Raw genomic sequence first — 23,354 nt, forward strand, 5'->3', positions numbered from 1 at the left:
GGCGGGGTAGGGAGGGGATCGCTGGGGCTTCGGTCCTGGCCTTAGTCTTATCCTAAATATTCCTCCACAAATCGTGATATTTCGACTTTTTTGTGGTATCTCTCTTTGACCGCGTACACATGCAGGCGCTCTTTGGCTCTGGTCATGGCGACGTAGAAGAGGCGTCTCTCCTCCTCGATATCTTCGTCCAGCGCCGCTTTGCTGTGGGGCGTTACTCCCTCGTTGGCGTCTAGAATATAGACGATTTTGAATTCCAGCCCTTTTGAGCCGTGCATCGTAGCCAGAGTGACCGCATCTTCTTCCGATGCCTTTCCGGCCGATGCCTGGCGTTTCAGTTCTTCCGCATAGTCCTCGATATGGCGGAACCATTCTTCATATGTCTTGTATCCGGCGGCGCTCTCTTTGAGCTGATCCGCCGTCTCCAAAAGTTCCTCCGGCTTCATTCTTCGGAAACCGGCATACTCCTCCAGAAAACCGTCGTATCCGATTCCCTGGCGTATGTAATTCACCGCCGCCAGAGGCGACATGCGGCTCACTGCTTTCAGATCGTATTCCAGATTCTCGATCCGATCCACCATCCAGTCTTTTTCACCGTACCAGCTTTTCAGCTCTCCAAAATCCACCGTCTGGTTACGCAGGCTGTCGCGGCTGATATACCGGTTGGGACGGTTGATTATCTGAAGAAAGTCGGATCTTTCCCGGCTTCCCAGGGCAATTTTTATATAGGTCAGTATATTTCTTGATATCCAGTGCTCATAGAGGTTTGGCACAGTGTCTTTTGCCCTGAAGGGAAGATTGTATTCCATGAGTTTTTCCATCAGGAGCCTGGGGCCTGAGTTGGTCCTGTAGAGAACTGCTATATCACTGTATTGATACCCGGCAGCCAGGTATTGCTTTATCTCCCCTGCAATCCGGTTGTTTTCTTCAAAGCTGTCCTGCCAGACCCTGGTGATAATATTTTTTCCCCTTGCGCCTGCGGTCTTTATGTTCTTTTTGAAACGTTTTTCATTATTCTCAATCAGGCGCAGGGAGGGACCAGCAATCTCTGCCGTACATCTGTAGTTCACATCCAGAAGAATGCGTTCCGCATTTTTATAATCTCTCTCAAATCCCAGCATGATCTCCGGCCTGGCGCCGCGGAAACGGTAGATAGACTGGTCGTCGTCACCGACGATGAAGAGGTTGTTGTCCGGTTTTGCAATGAGACGGATGATTTCATACTGCAGACGGTTAATATCCTGAAACTCGTCAATCAGGATGTAGCGGTACCGCTTTTGCCACGCCGCCAGAATATCCTTTCTTTCCCGGAACAACTGCCAGCACATAACCATCATATCGTCAAAATCAATGAGTCCCGACCGTCTCATCTGTTCCTCATATCCGCTGAAAATCCTGCGAAAGGTTTCATCCGGACAATTTTTGGAGTAATAATGCCTCAAATCGATCATTTCTCCCTTTACGGAGCTGATCTCACTTAAAACAGAGGTGACGAATTCATTCTCGTCCTCCAGTTCCAGCTCTTCTTTCCCTGCCAGTTCCCTGATGAACTGCATCTGCTGTTCCGTCCGCACAATGTTCTGCGCCGTATAACGGTAAGCCAGCTTCAGTATCTGAAAAAAGATTGAATGGAACGTGCCGAAGGAAACTCCCCGCGCCGCTCCGGTCAGACGCACATAGCGCTCCTTCATCTCCTCAGCGGCGGCCCTGGTAAACGTGATAACGAGAATATCCGACGGGTTGATTCTGCAGTCCTCCGTCAGATATTTGATCCTGTGTGTAATTACCGTGGTCTTTCCGGAACCTGGCCCCGCCAGTACCATCATCGGCCCGTCTCTGTGGCGTATCGCCTGTTCCTGTGTTCTGCCAAATTCCATTTACTGTTATCCTATCCTGTTTCTTTATCTGGTTTTTCCAGTTCTTTCATTACTTTAAATATGTTTCTTTATCTGTTCTTCTATCTGTCTTTCACCCACGTCTTATAGTTCAAAAGGAGTGCTCAAACTCCCCAGCACTCCTTTTGCAGCTATCTATTGATCACGGCAGCCTGAATGCGGAGCATACAGGTTACCATCTATGGCGGTGAAAAACGTTTAACATGTTTTCATCACTTTGATAAGAGTTCAATTCCTTTTCTGATTCTCTTAAGGGATTCTTCCTTGCCGAGGACTTCCATGATCTCTGTGGCTCCGGCCGGTGTCATCTGCTTGCCGGATACGGCTGTACGGATAGGCCACATTACGAATCCGGTCTTAACTCCCTTTTCTGCCACATAAGCGGAAAGGACAGCAAAAAGGCCGTCGTTGCTGTAGTCTTCCTGCGCCTCCAAAACAGGGAGAAGCTCCTTCAGCACCTCGAGGGAAGTTTCTTTCGTTGTCTTCATCTTCTTGTGGACGTACATCTCGGTGTCGTATTCCGGAAGCTCTTCAAAGAAATCAATATGGCCTTCAATCTCCGGGAGGACTTCAACTCTTGTCTTAACCATGGAGGCAATCTTTCTGAGATCCAGATCTTTGCTGATTACTTTCTTAATATAAGGCTCCGCTATGCCGTAGAAACGGTCGAAGTCCATTGCCTTGATATATTCTCCGTTCATCCATTTTAATTTGACCATGTCAAATACGGCCGGAGATTTGCTGATATTCTTATAATTGAATTCCTTCACCAGCTCGTCCAGGGAGAAAATCTCCTGGTTGTTCTCAGGGGACCAGCCTAAAAGGGCTACAAAGTTAACAACAGCCTCTGAAATAAATCCCTGATCAATCAGATCCTGATAGGAAGAATGGCCGCTTCTCTTACTCAGCTTCTTGTGCTCCTCATTGGTGATGGTCGGACAGTGCACGTATACCGGAACCTCCCAGCCGAATGCCTCATAGAGACGGTTATATTTCGGGGACGAGGACAGGTACTCATTGCCGCGGACGACGTGGGTGATCTCCTGAAGGTGGTCGTCGACAACGTTGGCAAAGTTGTAGGTCGGATATCCGTCGGATTTGATAAGAACCATATCATCCAGCTCCGAATTGTCTACCGAGATATCTCCGTAGATTTCATCGTGGAAGGTTGTCTTTCCTTCTCTGGGGTTGTTCTGGCGGATTACATAAGGTTTGCCTGCCTTTAAATTTGCCTCAATCTCCTCTTTTGACAAATGGAGGCAATGCTTGTCATAGGTCATAATCTCTTCGCCGTTTACAGTCCTTTTAAGGCTGTTCAAACGTTCCTGGTCACAGAAGCAGTAATATGCCTCGCCCTTGTCCAGAAGCACCTTCGCATAGTCCGTATAAATACCGGCTTTCTGGCGTTCGCTCTGCACGTAAGGACCGTACTCTCCTCCGAGATCAGGACCTTCGTCATGCTGCAGGCCCGTGTCCTTCAGGGTGTTGTAGATAATCTCTGTCGCACCCTCGACAAAACGTTCCTGGTCTGTATCCTCAATACGGAGAAGATAATCTCCATCCTCATGTTTTGCGATTAAATAAGCATATAGTGCTGTTCTCAAATTTCCGACGTGCATCTTGCCGGTCGGGCTCGGGGCATATCTTGTTCTGATCTTCGTCATAGTTTCACACTCCTAATCTTTGATAGAGTCCATTATATAACGAAGAGGGAAAATTTACAAGCAGGGGATTTTATTGAAAAATCAGGGGAAGGGCAGCTGCAGCTTTACGGAATGGGGAGAGGAAGGGGAGTGAGTCTTCAGTCCCGGATTGGGGGGATCGCGGGCGGGGAAGCAGGAAGAAAGAAATCTCCTGCGGGGACCGCTTGCGCTTATGGAGTGCGCAGCGGATTCTAGGCTCGTGTGAAACCTCGCCAAGAACCGGCGGACTCCAACATCCCCTTCGGAGATTTTTTCTTCCTGCTTCCCCTTTGCGAAGGGTGTTGGCCGGGACTGAAGACGCGAAGGTTTTTCGCCGCATCCCGGCCCCGGGTGAGGAATGATTGCCTTTCTTTTTCAAAGGGGGAGGGTATTGTCGAGGCCACTACTTGTTGCCGGGAGTGTTTTCGTTCGGAACCTGAAAGGTTTGGGTGAATTGAGGACTGGAATTTTTTTTGTGGGGGCTGGGAGCTGGCCGTTTGGCGGGCGGCTAATTTCCGGTCAGTTTGTTTAGTTTTAGTATGTTGTTCCGGTTCTTTTTATTGGTGAAGAGGTACAGGTTTCCTTCTGCGTCTCCCGTCAGGCCGTGGACATGCATTGGGGAACCTTCCCAGCCGAATCTGGCGACTGGTTTGCAGTTCATGTCTATTATTGTTACCGCCCCGTCCAGTTCTCCGATGTAGACGTACTGGCCGTCGGTGTAAAGGCCGCCGACGCGGAGCATTCCGTCGATTACGGCCAGGAGTTCACCGCCGGAGGTGAATAACTGGACACGGGAGTTTTCGCGGTCGGCTACCCAGATTCGGTCCATTGGGTCGATACAGAGAGCGTGTACAAGACGGAACTCTCCCGGCAATTTTCCCGGATTTCCCCAGGAGAAGGCGTAGGTGCCGTCGGCATTAAATTTGTGCACCGCCGAATTCCCGTATCCGTCTGCGGCAAAATACTCGCCTGTATGGTTCATTGCCATCATGCACGGGCGGCAGAACGGCATCCCGCGCCTGCGGATACTGTCCAGGCGCGCATTGGCTGCCGCCCTTAAATTCCAGGCCGGATCGGCGGGCACCCTGTTTTCACGTTCTAAAACTTCCAGGTAGTTTTTATCATAACCACTGTCTCCCGGCTGATGGAGGGTTCCAAAGTCACGGACCAGCTCCCCGCGGACGGTAATCTCTCTGATTACATGGAAGCTGTCACTGGAATCCGCACAGAGAATTGTATTTTGCGGAGTGATAAAAATACTGTGCGCCTTCTTAAACAGGCCTGTCCCGATGGAGCGGAGATAATTTCCATCCCTATCAAACACCACCACCGGGTGCTCTGCATCGTCGGTCGCCGCATACAGCCGCCCCACTCCATCAAAGTCACCATTCAGCACATGAATCCCGGACAGCTCCCCCGGCCATTTGGCCCAGGTGAAATCGGCCCGATATATAAAATTGCCGCTTCCCAGAACCTGGGCAAATTCTTCCCATTCTATTTTTCCACAACTAATCTGTTTCATCATCCATTCTCCTTTTGGAACTTAATCGGACTTTTAAAAAAGAATCCGGTTCTTTTAAAACTCATCCAGACACGGCACTGCGTCGGTAAACAGCATCCAGACCGGCGTTGGAGTCTCCAGTACCCGTCCGCTGTCTGTCAGGCGACCTGTCTCCTTGTCAATCGTAAACGATGTGATCGTGTCGCTCGACTGGTTTCCGCAGAACAGGAAATTCCCGCCCGGTTCTATCGCAAAGAAACGCGGTTTTTTGCCCCCGCAGGGAATCCAGTGTATCGGTGATAGCCGCCCTGTCTCCTGGTCAATCGCAAATGCACCAATACTTTCATGTCCCCGGTTCGATAGATAGAGGAATTTTCCGTCCGGATGCACTGCCAGCTCCGATGTCATATTTTTCACATCAAAGTAGTCGTCGGGTAATGCCGGAACTACCTGAAACGGCTCCAAAATCCCGCTTTCCTCATCATACCGGCAGGCTATGATAGTCGAGGTATACTCTGTATTGACATAGGCCCACCTCCGGTTTGGATGGAACCAGACATGGCGCGGACAGGACGCCCCGTGGCATTTAAGCGCCTGCACCGGTATCAGCATTCCTCTTTCCCGATCTAGCTGATAACTGTGTACCAGATCAAGCCCCTTATCCGCCATCAGCACAAAACGGCCGTCCGGTGAAAAAGGTACGTGATGAGGTCTGGACCATGGCTGGATTTTCTCATTTAACGGGCCCTTTTCTCCCGGAAGGATAAAACTCTGTGTTTTTTCGCCGATGCTTCCATCCTCATTAATACGGAATAAATTAATAATTCCTTTGTGATCTCCCGTCACCAGCCATTCTCCGGCCGGATCAACGGAAGCAATCATCACGTTGCTTCCATCTGTATCCGCATGGTTCAGAGGAATGAGCGTCCCGTTCTCCCTGACTCTTTTATAGGAAGAAACCTGACCGCTGTTGCTGTTGACGCAGTATATGTATTTCTTTTCTTTTCCGAAGGCCAGAACTGCAGGATTTAACGCAGGTATCTCCTGAAGCCTCGACCACTTCCCGCTTTTCCTGTCCACGCTGTAAACATAAATTCCGACGCCGTGGGCGTTTCTGTTATTTTTCTTATTTTCTGTTGTATAGGTACCGATGTATACGTATAATGGCTCCATATTTATGGTAAATCCTTTCTGATGTATATTATGGTAATGCCGCCGCTCTAAAAACAAGTAACGGCAAGGCAAGTGTCAAAGCCGGATTTTAAAAGCCGCTTTTTTCACATGCGTTACTTCTTTGTCCGCCAGCTTCGACATATGGACGTCCTGGGGGAAGAGTACCATAAAGAAACCTTCCGGCACCAGAATTTTTTCTCCCGTTCCCTGATGGATAATCTGATCTTTGCCTTCCTGCCTTACCGAAGATTCCATACGTTCCACATGGTTATAACCAATCCTCTCACTGCCCTTTATCATGTACTGGACATCCGTAAACTCTATGTGGGACTCCCACCTTCTCTCTGCGTCAATGGTATCGTACTCCAGAAATTTAATCTGTACACAGTCTGTCAATTTTGTAATTCCCGGCGGTTGAGCTGCCAGTTCTGCCTTGTGGGCCAGCAGATAACGCAGCGCACAGGCGAGATTTTCACTGATTCCATAATACAACGGCGCATTTTCCAGTTTATCAAGTATCATCACATAACCCCTTTCTCCGCCGCCTCTATAGCACGGTCTACCCAATCCCTGTTTCCCGGCTCATCTTCCATGATCCGTTTCTGTTCCCCCTCAAATTTCTTCTTCGCCCGCGAAAGCAGATCTTTGGCAAATTCCGCAGGTATAATGGCGATTCCGTCCCTGTCGCCGACGAGAATATCCCCGGGACAGATTACACGGCCTGCACAGCACACCGGGACATTAATTTCCCCCGGACCGCTTTTATACGGTCCCTGTGGAGTAATTCCTTTTGCGTATACGGGAAATGGAAGCGCCTCTATGGCATCAAAATCCCGCATGCAGCCATTGATGACAAAACCTCCCAGCTTTCTCCTTATGGCATGGCGGATCATCAGTTCGCCGGCCAGGGCATGCTCCATATCTCCTTCCCCATCGACTACTATAATGTCTCCCGGCAGGGCCAGATCAAGGGCCTTATGAAACATCAGGTTATCGCCCTGGGGTACCTTTACCGTAAAGGCCGGGCCGCAGAGGGAAAGCCCGTTTAAAGCCCTGATACTGCTGTTGGTATTGTAAAGCCGCCCCATATTATCGGCGATATTGCTGCTGGGAAGTCCCCTGAAAGCCTCTGTTAATTCCCGGTCCGGTCTCGGACAGTCTAAAATTCTAAGTCCCGCTCTGTTTATCATTTCTATTTTCCTTCTTTCTGTTCTATAATTTAACCAATCGGCACAATTCCGATGATTACGGCCGTCACCAGTTCACAGATATATAAAAGAGTTAAAACCGGAAGGCCCTTTTTGAATATGTCTTTCATCTCCACGCCGACCATTCCTGCCGCCATCCACGCCGTAGCCTGTACCGGACGGATCAGGGAGACGGCATCAGCTCCCATCAGGAGAACATAAGTCAGTGATTCCTGGCTGAATCCGTATGACTGTCCCGCCTTGATCAAAAGGGGCATCATCCCGTAGTGGAATCCGTCGGCTCCCAGAACCAGGCTGAAAATGAAGCTTAGCGGCGCACATACGAAATTATACATGGGAGCCATAAAGGCCGGTATGGTTCCCGTAATGACGTTCGCCATCTCAGTCAGCATTGCGCTGTTTGTAAGAATTCCTGCAAATGCTCCGACAAAAAACATGGTGAGAGTGATCCTGAGACTGTTTTTCGCATATTTATCGACAACCGCATTCCATTCTTTGACGGAACGGTAGTTGATAATCAGGGCGCCAGCCAGACCAAACATAAAGTTTATGTACCCGGCAAAAATACCTTTGAATACCAGGAACAGAATGAAAAGAGTCCAGGCCACATTTACCCAGTATCTTGCGTTCACTTTTGTTTCCCTGTTTTCTTCCACGTGAAGGGAACCGTCCGCCTCCATATCCTCACCGTGATCCACAATTCCTCTGTTTATTTTGGCCTGCGCTTTTTTACCGTATAAATAAGCGGTTACCAGGTTAAAAATCACGCCGACCGCCATACACGGCATAATCGCACTGGAAATCGCGCTGGGATCCATACCCGTAACTGCCGCCGATCGAAGGACGCCGCCTCCCCACGGAAGCATATTCACAACCGCAACCGCCTGCACAATTTCAAGCAGGAGATATTTGCGGTCAATTCCCACTCTTTTAAAAATCGGAAGCATGGCCGGAACTGTTACTAAAAGTGTACTGGTTGTACCGGAGTCCATGTGCGAAAAGTGGGCCACCAGAGATGCGATAATCGTGATTGCCGCCACACTGTTTCCAGCTTTTTTTACAAGGAACTCCACTATCGGATCAAAAAGTCCGTTCTCCGTCATAATACTGAAAAACAGTATGGACAGCATCGCCATAATGGAAGTTCCCATCGCGCTGCTGACGCCCGCCTTAATGAAATCATTGATATCACTCAGGGAATATCCCGCCAGTAAAGCAAATACCGGTGGTATCACAATAAAACCTACCATCGGATTTACTTTGTTCTTCAGCAGTAAAACAACGATTACCGCTATCATTACATAACCTAGAATTGCGTAGCTCATACTCTACCTCCTAAATACATCGTTTTTCTTTTGCATCACATCTTCGGGCGCTGCCGGCATGATCGATCCTGAAATTGCCATGCCTATAACCAGAATTCACAAAGGAAACCTCCTTATTTTCTCCAGGTTTTCCTTTATAGCGCCGGAAAGCAGCGTCTCATCCTTGCCGATCAGGAAGCATCTCACTCCCATGGCTGCCAGTTCTGCAATCCGTGCTTCGCTGTCCGCCGCAATCGTTGGAATTTTTCCATATTCCAGCGCCTTGCGGATAATTCGGTTCTCCGCCTCTATCACATCAGGATGGTTCTTCTTCCCCGGCACTCCCAGTTCCTGGGAAAGGTCAGCGCGGCCCGTTGCAACCATATCGATCCCCTCCACCGAAAGAATTTCATCAATATGGAGAAGCCCTTCCCGGCTTTCAATCTGAACTATGACATCCATTGTCCTATTGGCATACTCCATATATTCCTCACGTTTCATCCCGCCGCAGCGCATGTGCCTGGCACTTCCGTCCATCCCCCGGCGGCCGCAGGGAGCAAATTTACAGCAGTCCACAGCAGTTTGGGCCTCCTCCCGGCTTTCCACATGCGGTATCATGATACCCGCAGGCTCCTGTCCTAACAGCGCCGTGATATTTGCCAGATCCGGTGTCCGGATCTGGCAGGGTATACCAAGGAGGCGGGCGGCAGCCATAAGTTCCCTAATTTCCGGATAACTGAGAAGGGCATGCTCACAGTCAATTCTGATAAAATCATATCCGTGCAGGGCCGCCATTTCCACCACCGAAGGACAAGGCAGAAGCATGGACAGACCGTAGCTCATGAGGCAATTCCCCGCACGGCTCCGAATTCTTTTGTCATCATCTATTTTTGTAAAACCGTTTCTCATTTTACTTCCCTTCCTCTACTCTACCCGGAACGGGGTGCAGACAAATGTCTTCTCAATTTCGCTCTTTACCGCCACATGAGGCGCCAGCGTCTCCAGATGTCTCTCAAAAACAGAAGGCGCGCTGCTTCCTTTCGGATAATGGGTGGGAATTACCACCTCCGGACCCGCATAGGAAACGGCATATGCCGCCTCTCGCGGAGCCATGTCGCAGGGCGGGTAGGGCTCTTTAAATTTCCATATTCCAACTGCCATTACATGCGGATGATATAATTCACGGTACAATTTCATGTCGCTAAACAGACAGGTGTCACCGGCATGATAGTAAGTGATTCCCGGTTCAATATCCACAATAAAGCCGAAAGCAGGCGCGGAGGCCGTCACGCCGCTTTTCGTTGTCTTAGAATGATGGATTGCAGTGACCGTATGGAGTTTTGTCACGCCATCTATCTCCCTCTCATCTCCATACATCGTCCCAATCCGCCGTTCCCTCGGCACCTCAAACACTTCTCCAATCCGGCGCACGACATCGCTTCCGCTGATCAGCGTTGCCCGGCTGTTCATCATCAGCTCCTCCGCATCCCCATAATGATCATTGGCATTGTGGGTCACAAACACATAATCCACATCGTAAAACCGGCTGACCGGTACTTCCGTCTGTGGGTTTTTGCTGATATACGGATCAAACAGCAGCTTTTTTCCATCGCTGCGCTCCACCAGCACACACATTCCTCCGTAATACGTAAATTTTACTCCCATCTTGTTTCTTTCCTTTCCTTTTTTTGCAATTTTTAATCTTCTATGCTATACTAATCGGTACATTTTATCGACCGTAAGCAGCCATTTGAAAAGAGGAGGTTTTTCCATGCAGACAGATAATTCCATTGCTGTCGTTGTCCGCCGCAAATATCACTATGACCAGATTATGGAGGTTTTCATCCGTCACGGTTACCCCTATATGGTCCACCAGGTCAGCGATGACTGGGATATCTCCTTAAAACAGATATCCGATATTGTAGAACAGGGAGCCCAGGTCCTCATTGCAGGCGATTTTTCAGCTAGAAAGCTGTTCAAGCATGTACAGGCCCCATTAATTCCGATTCACCGCAGTAAAATACCTTTTTCTGAGGCAATCCATGAGGCCCTGACTGTCTCCAAACGCGCGGCCATCCTGTGGTCCGGCGATTCCAGTGATCTTCCAAAGGCGGAAAGCGAAGTCGGGCGCTATCCCGGCCTGGTGCAGCTCGCAACTTATTCCCGCCCGGAGGAACTGCCGGACATCATGGAGAAACTTTCTGCCGAAGGCATCGGCGCCGTGATTGGCACCTCCATCATCAATTCCGACGCCAGTGAACACAATCTGCTGGTTGTTAATATCACCTACGATGAAGATGATATCCTGACCGCAGTGCGCATTGCCAGGCATACGCTCCAGGCTCTTATCAAGCAGCAGCAGTATACGGAAACACTCAGGATTATCCAGAATAAAATCAGTGAAGGCGTGATCGCAATTGACGGCAGCGGCAATATTTCCATTGTTAATGAGATTGCTGCCGGTCTGCTTAACCAGCCGGAGGAAAAATTACTAGGGCTCAGTATCCGCCGGACAGAGCTTTCCTGCCACGAGCTGAGCCGTCTTCTCACCGATGCCGCCGCGTTTTCAGGTAAAATCCTCACTGTGGGAGGAACGACCGTTACCGTCAGCGGCCAGCCGATTATGGTCCATGAACACCATACCTCCTCCATCCTGATGATCCGTTCTATCGAACAGCTGCAGCAGATGGAGCAGAAGGTCCGCTCCCAGTTATATGCCCGCGGTCTGATCGCCACCAAAACCTTTGAAGATATCGTCGGCACAAGCCCGGCCACCGTTCAGACAATTGAATTTGCCAGGCGCTTTGCGGCCACCGACTGCTCTATCCTGGTGACCGGGGAGACGGGCGTGGGTAAGGAAATCTTCGTCCAGAGCATCCACAATGCCAGCGCCCGGAAGAATAAGCCGTTCGTCGTAGTGAACTGTGCCGCCCTCCCGGAAAACCTGATTGAGAGCGAGCTGTTTGGTTACGAAAAAGGATCCTTTACCGGCGCATTGAGCAGTGGGAAACAGGGGCTTTTCGAACGCGGCCACGGCGGCACCGTTTTTCTAGATGAAATCGGGGAACTGCCTTACCACATTCAGGCCAGACTGCTGCGCGTCCTGCAGGAACGGGAAGTCACCCCCATAGGCTCCGGCCGCACCATTCCAATCAACATCCGCGTCATTGCCGCCACCAACCGAGATTTAATAGCTATGGTCCACGAGAACAAATTCCGTGAAGATCTCTACTACCGGCTGAATGTATTGACGCTTCACATTCCTCCCCTCAGAGCCCGCCGGGACGATATTCCGCTTCTGGCCCGTTCCTTTATAGAGGCCCGTCAGTCCACACTCGGCGTCGGAATCCGCGAGATCGAAGAGGATGCCTTAAACTATCTGGCTTCCCTCTCTTATCCCGGAAATATCCGCCAGCTGATAAATCTGGTGGAGAGAACGATTGCCCTTTCCGACAACGGTATCTTCAGTCTGGCAGCCGTACAGCTTGCCAGCCGGCCCGTTTGCTGGGAAGAACAGCATAAAGAGAATGAATCTGATTTTAGCGATGATTATGAATCGAAAATCCACACCGTACGGGCCGAACAACTTCGTACCGTTTTAAAGGAATGTGACGGCAACCGCAAGCTGGCGGCCGAAAAGCTTCAAATCAGCATCAGCACTCTCTATCGGCGGATGAGGGAACTGGGAATTTAAAGAACGCCAACATGCAAACACCGGCTTACTGTATTCACCCGCTGCCTTTTTTAACAGCAAGTTATATGCCAGATTTTACAAATACGGCCATTCCTTGCTGTTACTGCATTTTTCATATTAACCAAACCGGTATTCTTTCATTGTTATGTCAAAAATGACACAATTTTTATGTATTCTTTTCAATTTTGATTCTGTTTTATTTTGTTTTTTATGAAAAGCCAAAAAAGATTTGAGCGCCTTTCGTTTTCAATTAACTAAAATAAGCCGGCCTTCCAAAGAATCACTCTTCAGAAGGCCGGCTTGTCTATATCCGGTCACCATATTAATTTTAATCTCTCACAGCATCCCCAGCAGGCGGCTGGCCAGCTGGAAATAAATCATAAGGCTGCATGCATCCACGATCGTGGTAATCATCGGTGCGGCCATGATAGCCGGATCCAGGTGGATTACTTTTGCCAGGATCGGCAAGGTGCAGCCGATGGTTTTTGCAATGATTACGGTAAAGAAAATGCTCAGTACAACAGTCAGACAAATCAGCGTCTTTCCGGGGTACTGTATCATCAGTCTGACAAAGTTGACAAGCGCCAGGCTGACGCCGCAGAGCACTCCCACGCGAAGCTCTTTCCATACTACCTGGAGAATATCGGCAGGTTCCACCTCACCGACTGCCATACCACGGATGATCATCGTGCTGGCCTGGCTTCCGGAGTTACCGCCCGTGTCCATCAGCATAGGAACAAAGGTTACCAGCAGCGGAATTGCGGCAAAAGCATTCTCGTATTTTAACAGAATTCCTCCTGTCACCATGCTGCTGACCATCAGGATCATCAGCCAGGGAATACGGTTCTTTGCAAGCTGGAACACGCTGGTTTTCAAATACGGCTTCTCACTGGGGAGCATGGCGGCCATCTTCTCGAAGTCCTCCGTCGCCTCCTGTTCCATGACATCCATGACGTCATCGACCGTGATAATACCTACCAGACGGTTTTCCTTGTCCACAACGGGAAGGCTCAGAAGTCCGTACTCGTTGAACGTGTCCACCACTTCCTCCCGGTCCTCCGTCGTATACGCCTTCATGACATGGACATCCATGATATCTCCCAGAACTGTGTCATACGGGTTCATCAGAAGATCTTTAACCGTCACGACGCCCTCAAGCTGTCTCTTTTCATCCATAACATAGCAGGTGTAGATCGTCTCCTTGTCCACACCGTATTTTCGAATATAAGCAAACGCCTCTTCTACCGTCATCTGCTTTTTCAGGCCTACATACTCGGCCGTCATAACGCTTCCGGCGCTGTTCTCCGGATAATTTAAAAACTGGTTGATGAGCTTTCTCGTATCAGGGCTCGAATTCTGCAGAACACGTTTGACAATACTGGCGGGAAGTTCCTCCACCATGTCAACCGCATCATCCACATAGAGGTCGTCAATGATGCCCCTCAGCTCATAATCGGTAATACTTGTAATAATATGCTGCTGCTTGTCGACCGGCAGGCAGGCAAAAACCTCCGTTGCCAGTTCCTTCGACAGCATTCGGAAAACAACCACCGTCTTCTCCGAATCGAGTTCCTCAATAAATGAGGCGATATCCACCTCATTCATCTCCACAAGCTGCGCTTTTAAGTCTCTGTACTTTTTATCGGCAGCCAGCTTCAGGAGCCCTTCAATTTTTTCTTCTATTTTGATCTCTTCATCTAACATGATCTTCCCCTTCCAAAATTTGTAACTGTTCAGTGCCTTCACAGTTACTGAATTTAATCTTTACTCATTTTGGAAACAGAAAAAACAACCTAAGAACGGCAGTGCCCACAACGAAAAAACGAAGTACGCTCTGCCTTCGGTTCAGGGTGGCTGCCATCTGATTCCGTCTTATGACTTCGGCCTTCCATTATGTTCACTCCTTTCATTTTTAACGAAATTTTTACACTTGCCAATGTCCTTTCTCATTATATAGATTCATCGGAAAAATAGCAACGTTTTTTCGTGAAAAATCTTTGTAAAATGGGGATTTGGTTGAGAAATGAGGACACCGCCGTCAGGCCAGGGGCCGGGGTGGTGAGGGGGATCGATGAGTCTTTCGTCCCGGGCGTCAGGGTGTCGCGAGCGGGGAATCCGGGCAGAAAAAGTTCCTGCGGGAAACGCTTGCGCTCGTTGGAGTACATAATGGTACTAACCTCGAAAAGACCTCGGTAAGTACCAATGAACTCCCAGGTTCCCTCCGGAATCTTTTTCTCCCTTCTTCCCCGCAGGAAGGTTATGACCGGGACGAAAGACTCCGCCAAGACGGCTGCCCGGCCCCTGGCCTGCGGCGCCTGATCTGTCCTATTCCTTCAATGGGGGAGGCGCTTGTCGCTGCCACTACGTTTCTCAGGGTGCCTAAGGATGCCTAAAAACTATATCCTGTTCACTATGAAACTGTGTAATCTTATAATCTTAGACTGTTTATTCTGATACTCTTTTTATACAGCCCGGGATGCCGTCAGAATGTAAAAGAATCATGACTACATAGTGGCCGCGACAATACCTCTCTCACACTTGACGAAAGAGACAATCAGCCCCTGAAGCCGGCGGACGGGGCAACAACCTTCGCTGAGTCTTGAGTCCCGCCGACAACCAGGATAGAGAATGATAGACATACCTGCTGCTGGATACAGGATGTATTCCGCGAGGTGTTTTTTGTGAGTGAAGCGTAGCGTAAGTCACAGAAAACCCGAGGGTAACGGCGCGAAACGGTGTTATTTACCGTTTCTGTGCATCGCGAAGCGTGTTACCGGGTACGGAGTACGCGGTAACTAACTTTCCGAAGGGTGACCTTGAAGCCCGCCGGTGCTTAGCGAGGTACTTTCGAGCTTAGCATCCGCTGTGCGCTTCACAAGCGGGAGCGTGTCCCCGCAGGAATTTTTTTCTCCGGATTCCCCCTCACCACACCCTACCAACCGGGACTGAAGACTCATACACACCCCTCACCACCCCGTCCGCCATCTTACAGAGGCGTCCTCGCATCTCAACTAAACCCTCACATAATAAGATAATAGTACGGCAGGAAAAACCGCCTCAGCACCCCCAACACCGGTACAAAAACCGACAAATCCGCAAACACCGGACACACAATCAAACTGCCCAGGATAAAGAACGGAATCAGCCCTGCTATGATCAGCGGACTTTTCACGATGACCAGCAGCAGATAGGAAAAGAGCAGCACCAATATTCCGTACAGGATAAGCGGCACCAACTCCCGCCCTGCTGTGCGCAGGCTGCCTGAAAGAGCCAGACAGGCGTAGGCGGAAAGGCATGACAGAAAAACCGGGGCCGCGAGCTGTACCAGCATGCAGCCTCTTTTTCTGCCCGCCGTCATGGAGGAATACAGTCCTCTCGTCTCATCCTCACCGGCCGTTACCGCAGCGGCAAGGCCCATGACAAAGATGAAAACTGCGCAGATGCCTCTTACGGGAAATACGGCCGTTACTGCATTTTCCCTGATTGCTCCCGCTCCGGCCGTCCTGTATTCGAATGCAAATGTGCTTCCGTTTTCCAGGTACTGATCGTAAAGAGGTTCCAGTTCCTTCCATACAAGCTCCGGTTCCATGTCCTTCCGGCCTTCCGCCCTGGCAGTCTCGAATGCCGTGCCCGTGGAGGCGTACTCTTCTAAGAGCTCTCTGCCGAAAATATCAAACAGCCCGGCAAATACCACCTCTGAGGAAAGCTTGTCGGCCACGGTGGAGGGTGATACATAGAGCCTTACCGAACGCTTATATTTACCGTCCCTTAAGAGCTCCCTGAAACCGGCGGGAAATGAATAGCCGCACTCCGCTTTCTTAGATGCCACATCGTCCTGCAGTTCTTTCAGTGTTTCACACTGGTAAAATTCAAAGGAATGCTCTCCTTCTGTCAGTGTCTCCGCTATCTCCTGATTCCATTCGTCCCCGTCTGTGAAAAGTGCAATTGCAATTTTTCCCGGACTCTTTTCCTCCGCCCGGTGGAACATCCACATCCCGGCCGGGAGAACCAGAAGCAGAATCAGGAAAAATGCTTTTTTAAGCTGCCTTTTGCAGGATAGAAGGAACCATAAAAAAAGTTTATTCATAATCATATTCCTTCCTTCTCACTACTGCAGACAGCCCGAATACCGCCGTTTCCATCAGGATCAGTTTTAAAACCGGCATAATTCCATCGCCGTTCACCATCCATCTAACGCCGTCAAACAGGAAGGACACGGGCATCCATTTGCCTAGTCTGCCGACTGCCTCCGGTAAAAATACGGCCGGGATAATTCCGCCTGAAATGAATATCATCACCGCCGTGGAAAAGAACAGGAGCAGAATCGCCGCCGTCGTGTTCCCGCACAGTTCATAGATAAACAGAATCCAGCCTGCCGCAGCAAGGCAGACAAAAAACCAGCCGCAGAACGCCGGCAATGCACTGCCGAGATAGCCTTTTTTCAGCATGAAAAGCAGCGGAATCAGCGATGCAAGGAGAAGAAGCAAGGTCAGGGATGCCGTCCGCACGGCCGTTCTTTTCACTCTTCCAATCCCGCAGAGAGCCAGCTTCTGCTCCACGGAAATCTTATAGGGCCTTACAATAGGCGCCGCCGGGATTCCAAGCAGCAGAAGGATCAGGACCGAGGCTGATATGCCGTAAAATACCACGGTTGACACATCACCGGACGCACTGACTTTCTCGGTCCTGAAATAGGCCTCCCTCACCAGCGCATAACGCATGAAAATTGTATTCAGATCTTTCTCCGCCTGCCCGATGGAGCTTTCCATCTGATGGTTAATCAGAAGGTCGTCCGTCGCATAGATGGCGGCCTGCGCCGTGCTTAAGATGGAGGTTCCCGCCTCGGTCAGCTCCCTGAATATTGCTCCCTCCAGGCCTGCATTCTCCGTAAACGTGATGGTGACCGGAATATTGCTTCCGTCCATGATTCCCTCTAAAAGCCCCTGCGGAAGTTCCATCAGGGCAAAGATTTCACCGCGGTTTAAAAGTTTATTTCCTTCCTCACCGTCCACGTAGATAAATTCGCAGAGACTCCCCACACTGTCCAGAGACGCCACCATATTTATGGCCATCGATGCCAGCCTGTCGTTCTCGGGCACCACAACCCCCACATGAATCTTTCCGACTGCCTGTTCTCCATACAGCATCTTACTTGCAGAAAAAGCAATTGTGCCAGCCAGTAACACCAGCACAATTGCTCCTGCAAGAAAATATGGAATACTTTTTAACGTCCTCTTCAATTCCAGTTTAAAATATGTCAAAAATGTACGCATATAGTTCCTTTTATCTTATTGACGGCGGTGAAAGCCGAAAGACCGGACTCTCACCGCCTGTGGCCCTGCTCCGCCTACTGATAGAATTTCATCATCAGGCTGAACGCATTGCCCATAATTTCAGTGGATACATTGTTGTAATCATCCTCGGTAGCCGCAAGAATGTCAAACTTGTCGCCTGCCGGAGCTTCTACTGTCTGCTCCAGAGGACCGGCCGCATATTTGCCGGAAAGTTCAATGTACTCGTTTGCTCCCGTAATCATCGGTGATTCCAGTTTGAGGGAAGACATCTCCAGATCAAAGGACTCTCCTTTTACCAGATCGGTAAACATACCGCTCGAAGTAATTGTAACCTGGCTGTCTTCTCCGCTCAGTAAATCGAGAGAGAGATTGTAATCCTTCGTCTCAGCATTGTAATCGCCTGTGTAAACAAAACCGTAGGACTCTGTTCCATTGCCCATGGTTCCCTTCAGAGTGCCTGCCCATACTTTATCTTTCTCATATGTACCTGTCTTGTCTGCGGAGATTGTAACAACTTCGCCGTCATCCGACTCGATGTTGAGCACTGCGTTTACATTGGACATCATGCTGTAACCGCCGCCGAAAGATACGTCGCCGTAAAGCTTAACATTCTCATCCTCAATCACTGCGGTTGTCTCATAGCTGAATCCTGCCATCTTGCCGTCTTTTCTTACATATACATCCATTGTGAGATCACCCATGGACTCTTTTAACTGTGCAATCACAGCGTCAAGCTGTGTCTCGGCCTCGGTCCAAAGCTGCTGCTGCATCTCCTCGCCTGTCTGTGCATAAGGGTTGGACATCATAGCCATGGTTCCCTGAAGCTCGTTCATCAGATTCATATACTCAATAAAATCATTCTTCAATGTCTCATCATTCAGGAAGAATTCTTTTGTTGTTGTGACAAACTGAACCAGAGCATCTTTTGTGATCGTGGTGTGATATCCGTCACAATTTACTTCCTTGCCGTCGATGGTGAACGATTTCTTATCTGCTTTTTCCACCGTCATGGCGGCCTTCAGATCATCGATTGCCTTGCTGCCTTCTTTATAGCGTTTCCAGAGTTCCTGAATATTGAATAATTCCGTGTCGCCGGACGCCAGTTCCGTACATTTTGCAAGGTAATTGTTGAGACCCGTCAGATCCATACCGGCCTCACTTAAGATAGGTCCTACGTATGGGGAGTTTGCAACCTGTCCTTCCAGATCATCGGCATAATTGAGTGAAAATGCCTTGGAAGACAGTTCCGGAATTGCCATGATCATTTCTTTCTGATCCAGGTAAATTTCCAGGTTTGCCAGGTTCATATCGGCATAGCCTAAGCCCATAGCAACAAACATCTTATTGTTCTCAACGTCATTGAGGGTTGTAAATCCAATTTTTCCTGATACAAGCTGATTCAGGGTTTCATCAGAAGAGCCTTCCACGGTCATTTCCATATTAACTTCGCTGGATTCCTTGTTCAGCTTCTCTCCCATTGCGGTTAAACCGAAAATTTCCTCGGCCGGATTGGTCTGGCCCTCGGCCACAATGCTCTTGAACGCACCAATTACAACGTCTTTTGGATTCTTCCGTGATGTCATCGCAAATGCGCCGGCTGCAATGGCAATTACAGCCAGAATTGCAACGGGAAGGATCCATTTTTTCCTGCTCTTCTGCTCTCCGCCTTCCGGGGCAGGCGCTGCCTCAGCCTGTGCCGTCTCTGTCTGGACAGCCGGCTGTGCTTCTGCCGTCTCCGCCGGTGCGGCAGTCTCTTCTGCCGGAGTTTCTTCCGTCTTTACTTCTTCGTTCTGTTTATCTGCTTCTGTTGCAGGCTCTGCTGTAGCCTGGCCGTCAGCCTCTGCGCCGGAAGCATCTTCTTTAACACCATTCTCTGCCTGTGGTTCTGCTGCCGGTGTATCATTCAATGATTTTCCACAAAATACACAAAATTGGCTGTCATCATTGATTTCCTGGTTGCAATGCGGGCATTTCATATTTTTCTCCTCCATTTTTCTTATTTTTTCAAATAATTAACACATTAAGTATAGCACAACTTTAACAAAGAACCACTAGAAGTACAGATTTTGTAAGATTTTGTCTATAATCTTAAGATTTTTCTTTTAAAGCGTGTTTCAAACAGGCTCTAGAACAGCTCAACCAGTTCCCCGGCCGATATTTTTTCCGGTACCGGCATCAGAGTCCCGCTCTTCATCACATAAAGCTGCGTACACACGGACAGTTCCCCTATCTCATGGGAAGTCAGTATTACGGTGCCGCCTCTCTTCAGATAATTCCGGATATAGGTAAGTATCTCTTCTTTTGCGCCCAAATCAAGAGCCGCTCCCGGTTCGTCCATGATCAGAAGGGATGCCTGATTGGAAAGTGCGGACGCAATACTGAGCCTTTTCTTCTGGCCGCCCGAAAGTTTTCCGGCCGGTGTGTCCAGAAACTCCGAGAGGCGTAAAAATTTACCGACGCCCTCTTCCAGATCGCGTTCCATCTCCTTTTTATCCCCTTTAAACCACAGCCTGTAATTATCCCGCGCCGTCAGCTCCGGTATCAGCGGGTTGTCCTGCGGCACGTATGCGGCATTCCTTTCAAACACTTTTCTGTTGCCCACCGCTTCCACACCGTCGAAAAGGATGCTCCCCTTATCCGGCTGGTTCACTCCCGCCAGTATAGACAGGAGCGTCGTCTTGCCGCAGCCGTTTCCGCCCGCGATACCGATACACTGTCCCGGCTCTGCTTTCAGTGAAATTCCGTTGAGTATCTGTTTCTTTTTATAATGTTTAAATATTTCCCGTACTTCCAGCATCGTCATTCTCCTGTCTCAAGTGATCTGTATGTCGTTTTGTAACTATAATGGTACTGCATTGTTATATGGTTTTGTAATAAAAAGAAAGCTGCTGCAAAAACCTGGTGGTTCCGTTCTGCAGCAGCTTTTCTATTCCCGGAAATTATTCCGCTTTATCTTCTTTTTTGTCAGCCTTTGGAGCCAGATCGCCCGGTTTCATGCTGAGGTTGATTCTTCCCATCTTGTCAACTTCGATTACCTTAACGGTAACTTCATCGCCGATGTTTACAACATCTTCCACTTTTCCGACTCTCTTATCGGACAGCTTGGAAATATGGACCATACCGTCTTTGTTCGGTGCCAGCTCTACGAAAGCGCCGAAGTTCATGATGCGGACAACAGTTCCCTGCATAACCTGGCCAGGTTCGATCTCTGTGACAATGCTCTTAATAATATGAAGAGCTTTATCAATCATCTCTTTGTCTGTGCCGCAAACGGAAACAGTTCCTTCATCGTTGATGTCAATCTTAACGCCGGTCTGCTCGATAATCTTGTTGATTACTTTGCCCTGCTTGCCGACTACATCGCCAATCTTCTGAGGATCGATGGAAATCTGCTCGATCTTCGGAGCGTACTTGCTTAATTCTTTTCTCGGCTCAGCAATGACTGGTTTCATTACATCGTCAAGGATATGAAGTCTTGCTTCTCTTGTCTTGGCAATAGCTTCCTCGATAATCGGGCGTGTCAGTCCGTGGATCTTGATATCCATCTGGATAGCAGTGATACCCTTATGAGTACCGCCTACCTTAAAGTCCATATCGCCGAAGAAATCTTCCAGACCCTGGATATCGGTTAAAACAACGTAATCGTCGTCTGTATCGCCTGTCACAAGGCCGCAGGAAATACCGGCTACCGGCGCTTTAATCGGAACGCCTGCCGCCATCAGGGACAGTGTGGAAGCACAGATACTTGCCTGGGATGTGGAACCGTTGGATTCCATCGTCTCGGATACAGTACGGATTGCGTATGGGAACTCCTCTTCGCTTGGAAGTACCGGAATAAGAGCTCTCTCTGCCAGCGCGCCATGGCCGATTTCACGGCGTCCCGGTCCTCTGGACGGTTTTGTCTCGCCTACGGAGTAGGACGGGAAATTGTAGTGGTGCATATATCTCTTTAATTTCTCGTTCTCATCAAGTCCGTCTAACTTCTGCTGCTCGGAAAGAGGAGCCAGTGTACAGATATTTAAAATCTGAGTCTGTCCACGTGTAAACATACCGGAACCGTGTACTCTCGGGAGCATGTCAATCTCTGCTGCAAGGTGGCGGATCTGTGTAAGCTCACGGCCGTCGGGACGCTTATGATCTTTTAAAATCATCTTGCGGACCGTCTTCTTCTGGTACTGGTAAACAGCCTCACCCAGAACCTCAAGCCACTCTTCGTTGTCGGCAAATGCCTCTTCCAGACGTTCTGTGATAGCTCTGATGTTAGCCTCACGTTTCTGCTTCTCGTCTGTAAATACGGCCTCTTCCATCTCTGCCGGAGGAACGATCTCTTTGATTGCCTCAAAAAGTTCTGCCGGAACTGCGCAGCTCTCATAAGTGTGTTTTTCTTTGCCGCACTCTGCTACGATTGTATCGATAAATTTAATAATTTCCTGGTTTACTTCATGAGCTTTGAAGATCGCCTTAATCATGATGTCTTCCGGAACCTCATTGGCTCCTGCCTCGATCATGATGACTTTCTCTCTGGTGGAAGCCACCGTAAGAGCCATATCGGAAACCTTCTTCTGTAAATTGGTCGGGTTTACGATCAGTTCACCGTCGATCATTCCAATCTGGGTTGTCGCACATGGGCCGTCGAACGGGATGTCGGAGATGCAGGTTGCGATTGCGGAACCCAGCATTGCCGTGTACTCCGGGCTGCAGTCCGGATCTACGGACAGAACCAGGTTGTTCAGCGTTACGTCGTTTCTGTAATCCTTCGGGAACAGAGGACGCATCGGACGGTCGATTACACGTGATGTCAGCACGGAATTCTCGGATGCCTTACCCTCACGCTTGTTGAAACCTCCCGGGATCTTGCCTACGGAATATAATTTCTCCTCGAACTCTACGCTCAGAGGGAAGAAATCGATGCCCTCCCTTGGCTTGTCGGAGGATGTCGCTGTTGATAATACGGTTGTCTCACCGTAATGCATAAATGCTGCTCCATTTGCCTGTGCAGCTACTCTGCCGACGTCAACTGTCAGTGTACGTCCGGCTAATTCCATTGAAAAACTCTTATACATATTGTATCTCCTTTTTTAATAATAAACCTATTATTTCATTGCGGTTGTTTTGCAGAAGATACCGAAACTACTGATCTGCACGCAATTATTTGTGTGCACATCAGCGGTCTCGGATAAGTTCTTCCACATAAACAACTAGGGTGGATTGCTCCACCCTAAATTCTGTCATTACTTTCTGATGCCTAATTTTTCAATTAAAGCACGGTATCCTTCCAGATCTGTCTTCTTTAAGTAATCAAGAAGACCACGTCTCTGTCCAACCATCTTTAAAAGGCCACGTCTGGAATGATGATCCTTCTGATTAACCTTTAAATGCTCTGTCAGCTCAGTGATCCTTGCTGTTAAAATAGCGATCTGAACTTCTGGTGAACCTGTGTCTCCAGCTTTTCTTCCGTATTCTGCGATAATGGCAGCTTTCTTTTCCTTTGAAATCATTGTGATTTCCTCCTTAATATAGAATATTCTCACCAGGTGCCAGGCTTATGTCGGAGTCCTCAAAAAACCGGGCAGCGGCGTATCTCATACCGATTCAGTATAGCACAA

18 protein-coding genes are annotated in these 23,354 nt (G+C 49.2%); 1 reads left to right on the plus strand and 17 read right to left on the minus strand.

The window, feature by feature from the left end:
- Positions 1 to 47 precede the first annotated feature (47 nt).
- From EJL91_RS05540 to EJL91_RS05580, 9 genes are all read right to left on the minus strand, one after another.
- Entirely contained in the window at positions 48 to 1,874 is a 1,827-nt protein-coding gene (locus EJL91_RS05540) for an ATP-dependent helicase (RefSeq protein ID WP_125140926.1), read from the minus strand.
- A 230-nt stretch (positions 1,875 to 2,104) separates the two neighbouring features.
- A complete protein-coding gene (gltX, locus tag EJL91_RS05545) occupies positions 2,105 to 3,556 on the minus strand; it encodes a glutamate--tRNA ligase (RefSeq protein ID WP_125140927.1) in 1,452 nt (483 codons plus the stop codon).
- Positions 3,557 to 4,082: 526 nt separating this feature from the next.
- Positions 4,083 to 5,099, minus strand: coding sequence for an NHL repeat-containing protein (locus tag EJL91_RS05550; RefSeq protein ID WP_125140928.1), 1,017 nt, complete (start codon positions 5,097 to 5,099; stop codon positions 4,083 to 4,085).
- Between the two features lie 51 nt (positions 5,100 to 5,150).
- Positions 5,151 to 6,248, minus strand: coding sequence for a lactonase family protein (locus EJL91_RS05555; protein WP_125140929.1), 1,098 nt, complete (start codon positions 6,246 to 6,248; stop codon positions 5,151 to 5,153).
- Between the two features lie 75 nt (positions 6,249 to 6,323).
- Positions 6,324 to 6,770, minus strand: a complete 447-nt coding sequence (locus EJL91_RS05560) for a NanQ anomerase/TabA/YiaL family protein (RefSeq protein WP_125140930.1) — start codon at positions 6,768 to 6,770, stop codon at positions 6,324 to 6,326.
- Entirely contained in the window at positions 6,770 to 7,438 is a 669-nt protein-coding gene (locus EJL91_RS05565) for an RraA family protein (RefSeq protein ID WP_125140931.1), read from the minus strand. Before EJL91_RS05565 ends, EJL91_RS05560 begins: the two co-directional genes overlap by 1 nt.
- Before the next feature lie 29 nt (positions 7,439 to 7,467).
- Complete coding sequence (locus tag EJL91_RS05570) at positions 7,468 to 8,781, minus strand: SLC13 family permease (RefSeq protein WP_125140932.1); 1,314 nt, start codon at positions 8,779 to 8,781, stop codon at positions 7,468 to 7,470.
- A 96-nt stretch (positions 8,782 to 8,877) separates the two neighbouring features.
- Entirely contained in the window at positions 8,878 to 9,669 is a 792-nt protein-coding gene (locus EJL91_RS05575; protein WP_125140933.1) for an HpcH/HpaI aldolase family protein, read from the minus strand.
- Between the two features lie 15 nt (positions 9,670 to 9,684).
- Positions 9,685 to 10,425 (minus strand): MBL fold metallo-hydrolase, encoded by a 741-nt coding sequence (locus EJL91_RS05580; protein WP_125140934.1) that lies wholly within the window; start codon positions 10,423 to 10,425, stop codon positions 9,685 to 9,687.
- Between the two features lie 106 nt (positions 10,426 to 10,531).
- Here EJL91_RS05580 and EJL91_RS05585 point away from each other — a divergent pair, with 106 nt between their 5' ends.
- Positions 10,532 to 12,454 (plus strand): sigma 54-interacting transcriptional regulator, encoded by a 1,923-nt coding sequence (locus EJL91_RS05585; protein ID WP_125140935.1) that lies wholly within the window; start codon positions 10,532 to 10,534, stop codon positions 12,452 to 12,454.
- 336 nt (positions 12,455 to 12,790) lie between these two features.
- On the opposite strand, the gene mgtE is transcribed toward EJL91_RS05585, so the two are convergent.
- The 8 genes from mgtE to rpsO form a co-directional block, all read right to left on the minus strand.
- Positions 12,791 to 14,158: a magnesium transporter gene (gene mgtE / locus EJL91_RS05590; RefSeq protein ID WP_125140936.1), complete on the minus strand. Its 1,368-nt coding sequence runs from the start codon at positions 14,156 to 14,158 to the stop codon at positions 12,791 to 12,793.
- Between the two features lie 245 nt (positions 14,159 to 14,403).
- Positions 14,404 to 14,619 (minus strand): hypothetical protein, encoded by a 216-nt coding sequence (locus EJL91_RS05595; RefSeq protein WP_125140937.1) that lies wholly within the window; start codon positions 14,617 to 14,619, stop codon positions 14,404 to 14,406.
- A gap of 854 nt (positions 14,620 to 15,473) precedes the next feature.
- Positions 15,474 to 16,541: an ABC transporter permease gene (locus EJL91_RS05600; protein ID WP_125140938.1), complete on the minus strand. Its 1,068-nt coding sequence runs from the start codon at positions 16,539 to 16,541 to the stop codon at positions 15,474 to 15,476.
- Positions 16,534 to 17,727 carry an ABC transporter permease gene (locus EJL91_RS05605; RefSeq protein ID WP_125140939.1) on the minus strand — a complete coding sequence of 398 codons (1,194 nt, stop codon included), beginning with the start codon at positions 17,725 to 17,727 and terminating at the stop codon, positions 16,534 to 16,536. Before EJL91_RS05605 ends, EJL91_RS05600 begins: the two co-directional genes overlap by 8 nt.
- 74 nt (positions 17,728 to 17,801) lie before the next feature.
- The gene (locus EJL91_RS05610) at positions 17,802 to 19,724 is read right to left on the minus strand and encodes a zinc ribbon domain-containing protein (protein ID WP_125140940.1); all 1,923 of its coding nucleotides are present in this window, start codon (positions 19,722 to 19,724) and stop codon (positions 17,802 to 17,804) included.
- A 149-nt stretch (positions 19,725 to 19,873) separates the two neighbouring features.
- A complete protein-coding gene (gene ccmA / locus EJL91_RS05615; protein WP_125140941.1) occupies positions 19,874 to 20,545 on the minus strand; it encodes a heme ABC exporter ATP-binding protein CcmA in 672 nt (223 codons plus the stop codon).
- A gap of 142 nt (positions 20,546 to 20,687) precedes the next feature.
- Positions 20,688 to 22,811 (minus strand): polyribonucleotide nucleotidyltransferase, encoded by a 2,124-nt coding sequence (locus EJL91_RS05620; protein ID WP_125140942.1) that lies wholly within the window; start codon positions 22,809 to 22,811, stop codon positions 20,688 to 20,690.
- A gap of 168 nt (positions 22,812 to 22,979) precedes the next feature.
- Positions 22,980 to 23,246, minus strand: coding sequence for a 30S ribosomal protein S15 (rpsO, locus tag EJL91_RS05625; RefSeq protein WP_125140943.1), 267 nt, complete (start codon positions 23,244 to 23,246; stop codon positions 22,980 to 22,982).
- Positions 23,247 to 23,354: the final 108 nt, after the last annotated feature.

The organism is Clostridium transplantifaecale, assembly GCF_900626075.1.
Taxonomy (GTDB): Bacteria; Bacillota; Clostridia; order Lachnospirales; family Lachnospiraceae; genus Otoolea; species Otoolea transplantifaecalis.

Excerpts from the sequence above, each read along its gene's own strand:
- EJL91_RS05540 (WP_125140926.1), bottom strand. The coding sequence starts at position 1,874 with ATGGAATTTGGCAGAACACAGGAACAGGCGATACGCCACAGAGACGGG.
- gltX (WP_125140927.1), bottom strand. The coding sequence starts at position 3,556 with ATGACGAAGATCAGAACAAGATATGCCCCGAGCCCGACCGGCAAGATG.
- EJL91_RS05550 (WP_125140928.1), bottom strand. The coding sequence starts at position 5,099 with ATGATGAAACAGATTAGTTGTGGAAAAATAGAATGGGAAGAATTTGCC.
- EJL91_RS05555 (WP_125140929.1), bottom strand. The coding sequence starts at position 6,248 with ATGGAGCCATTATACGTATACATCGGTACCTATACAACAGAAAATAAG.
- EJL91_RS05560 (WP_125140930.1), bottom strand. The coding sequence starts at position 6,770 with ATGATACTTGATAAACTGGAAAATGCGCCGTTGTATTATGGAATCAGT.
- EJL91_RS05565 (WP_125140931.1), bottom strand. The coding sequence starts at position 7,438 with ATGATAAACAGAGCGGGACTTAGAATTTTAGACTGTCCGAGACCGGAC.
- EJL91_RS05570 (WP_125140932.1), bottom strand. The coding sequence starts at position 8,781 with ATGAGCTACGCAATTCTAGGTTATGTAATGATAGCGGTAATCGTTGTT.
- EJL91_RS05575 (WP_125140933.1), bottom strand. The coding sequence starts at position 9,669 with ATGAGAAACGGTTTTACAAAAATAGATGATGACAAAAGAATTCGGAGC.
- EJL91_RS05580 (WP_125140934.1), bottom strand. The coding sequence starts at position 10,425 with ATGGGAGTAAAATTTACGTATTACGGAGGAATGTGTGTGCTGGTGGAG.
- EJL91_RS05585 (WP_125140935.1), top strand. The coding sequence starts at position 10,532 with ATGCAGACAGATAATTCCATTGCTGTCGTTGTCCGCCGCAAATATCAC.
- mgtE (WP_125140936.1), bottom strand. The coding sequence starts at position 14,158 with ATGTTAGATGAAGAGATCAAAATAGAAGAAAAAATTGAAGGGCTCCTG.
- EJL91_RS05595 (WP_125140937.1), bottom strand. The coding sequence starts at position 14,619 with ATGTACTCCAACGAGCGCAAGCGTTTCCCGCAGGAACTTTTTCTGCCC.
- EJL91_RS05600 (WP_125140938.1), bottom strand. The coding sequence starts at position 16,541 with ATGAATAAACTTTTTTTATGGTTCCTTCTATCCTGCAAAAGGCAGCTT.
- EJL91_RS05605 (WP_125140939.1), bottom strand. The coding sequence starts at position 17,727 with ATGCGTACATTTTTGACATATTTTAAACTGGAATTGAAGAGGACGTTA.
- EJL91_RS05610 (WP_125140940.1), bottom strand. The coding sequence starts at position 19,724 with ATGAAATGCCCGCATTGCAACCAGGAAATCAATGATGACAGCCAATTT.
- ccmA (WP_125140941.1), bottom strand. The coding sequence starts at position 20,545 with ATGCTGGAAGTACGGGAAATATTTAAACATTATAAAAAGAAACAGATA.
- EJL91_RS05620 (WP_125140942.1), bottom strand. The coding sequence starts at position 22,811 with ATGTATAAGAGTTTTTCAATGGAATTAGCCGGACGTACACTGACAGTT.
- rpsO (WP_125140943.1), bottom strand. The coding sequence starts at position 23,246 with ATGATTTCAAAGGAAAAGAAAGCTGCCATTATCGCAGAATACGGAAGA.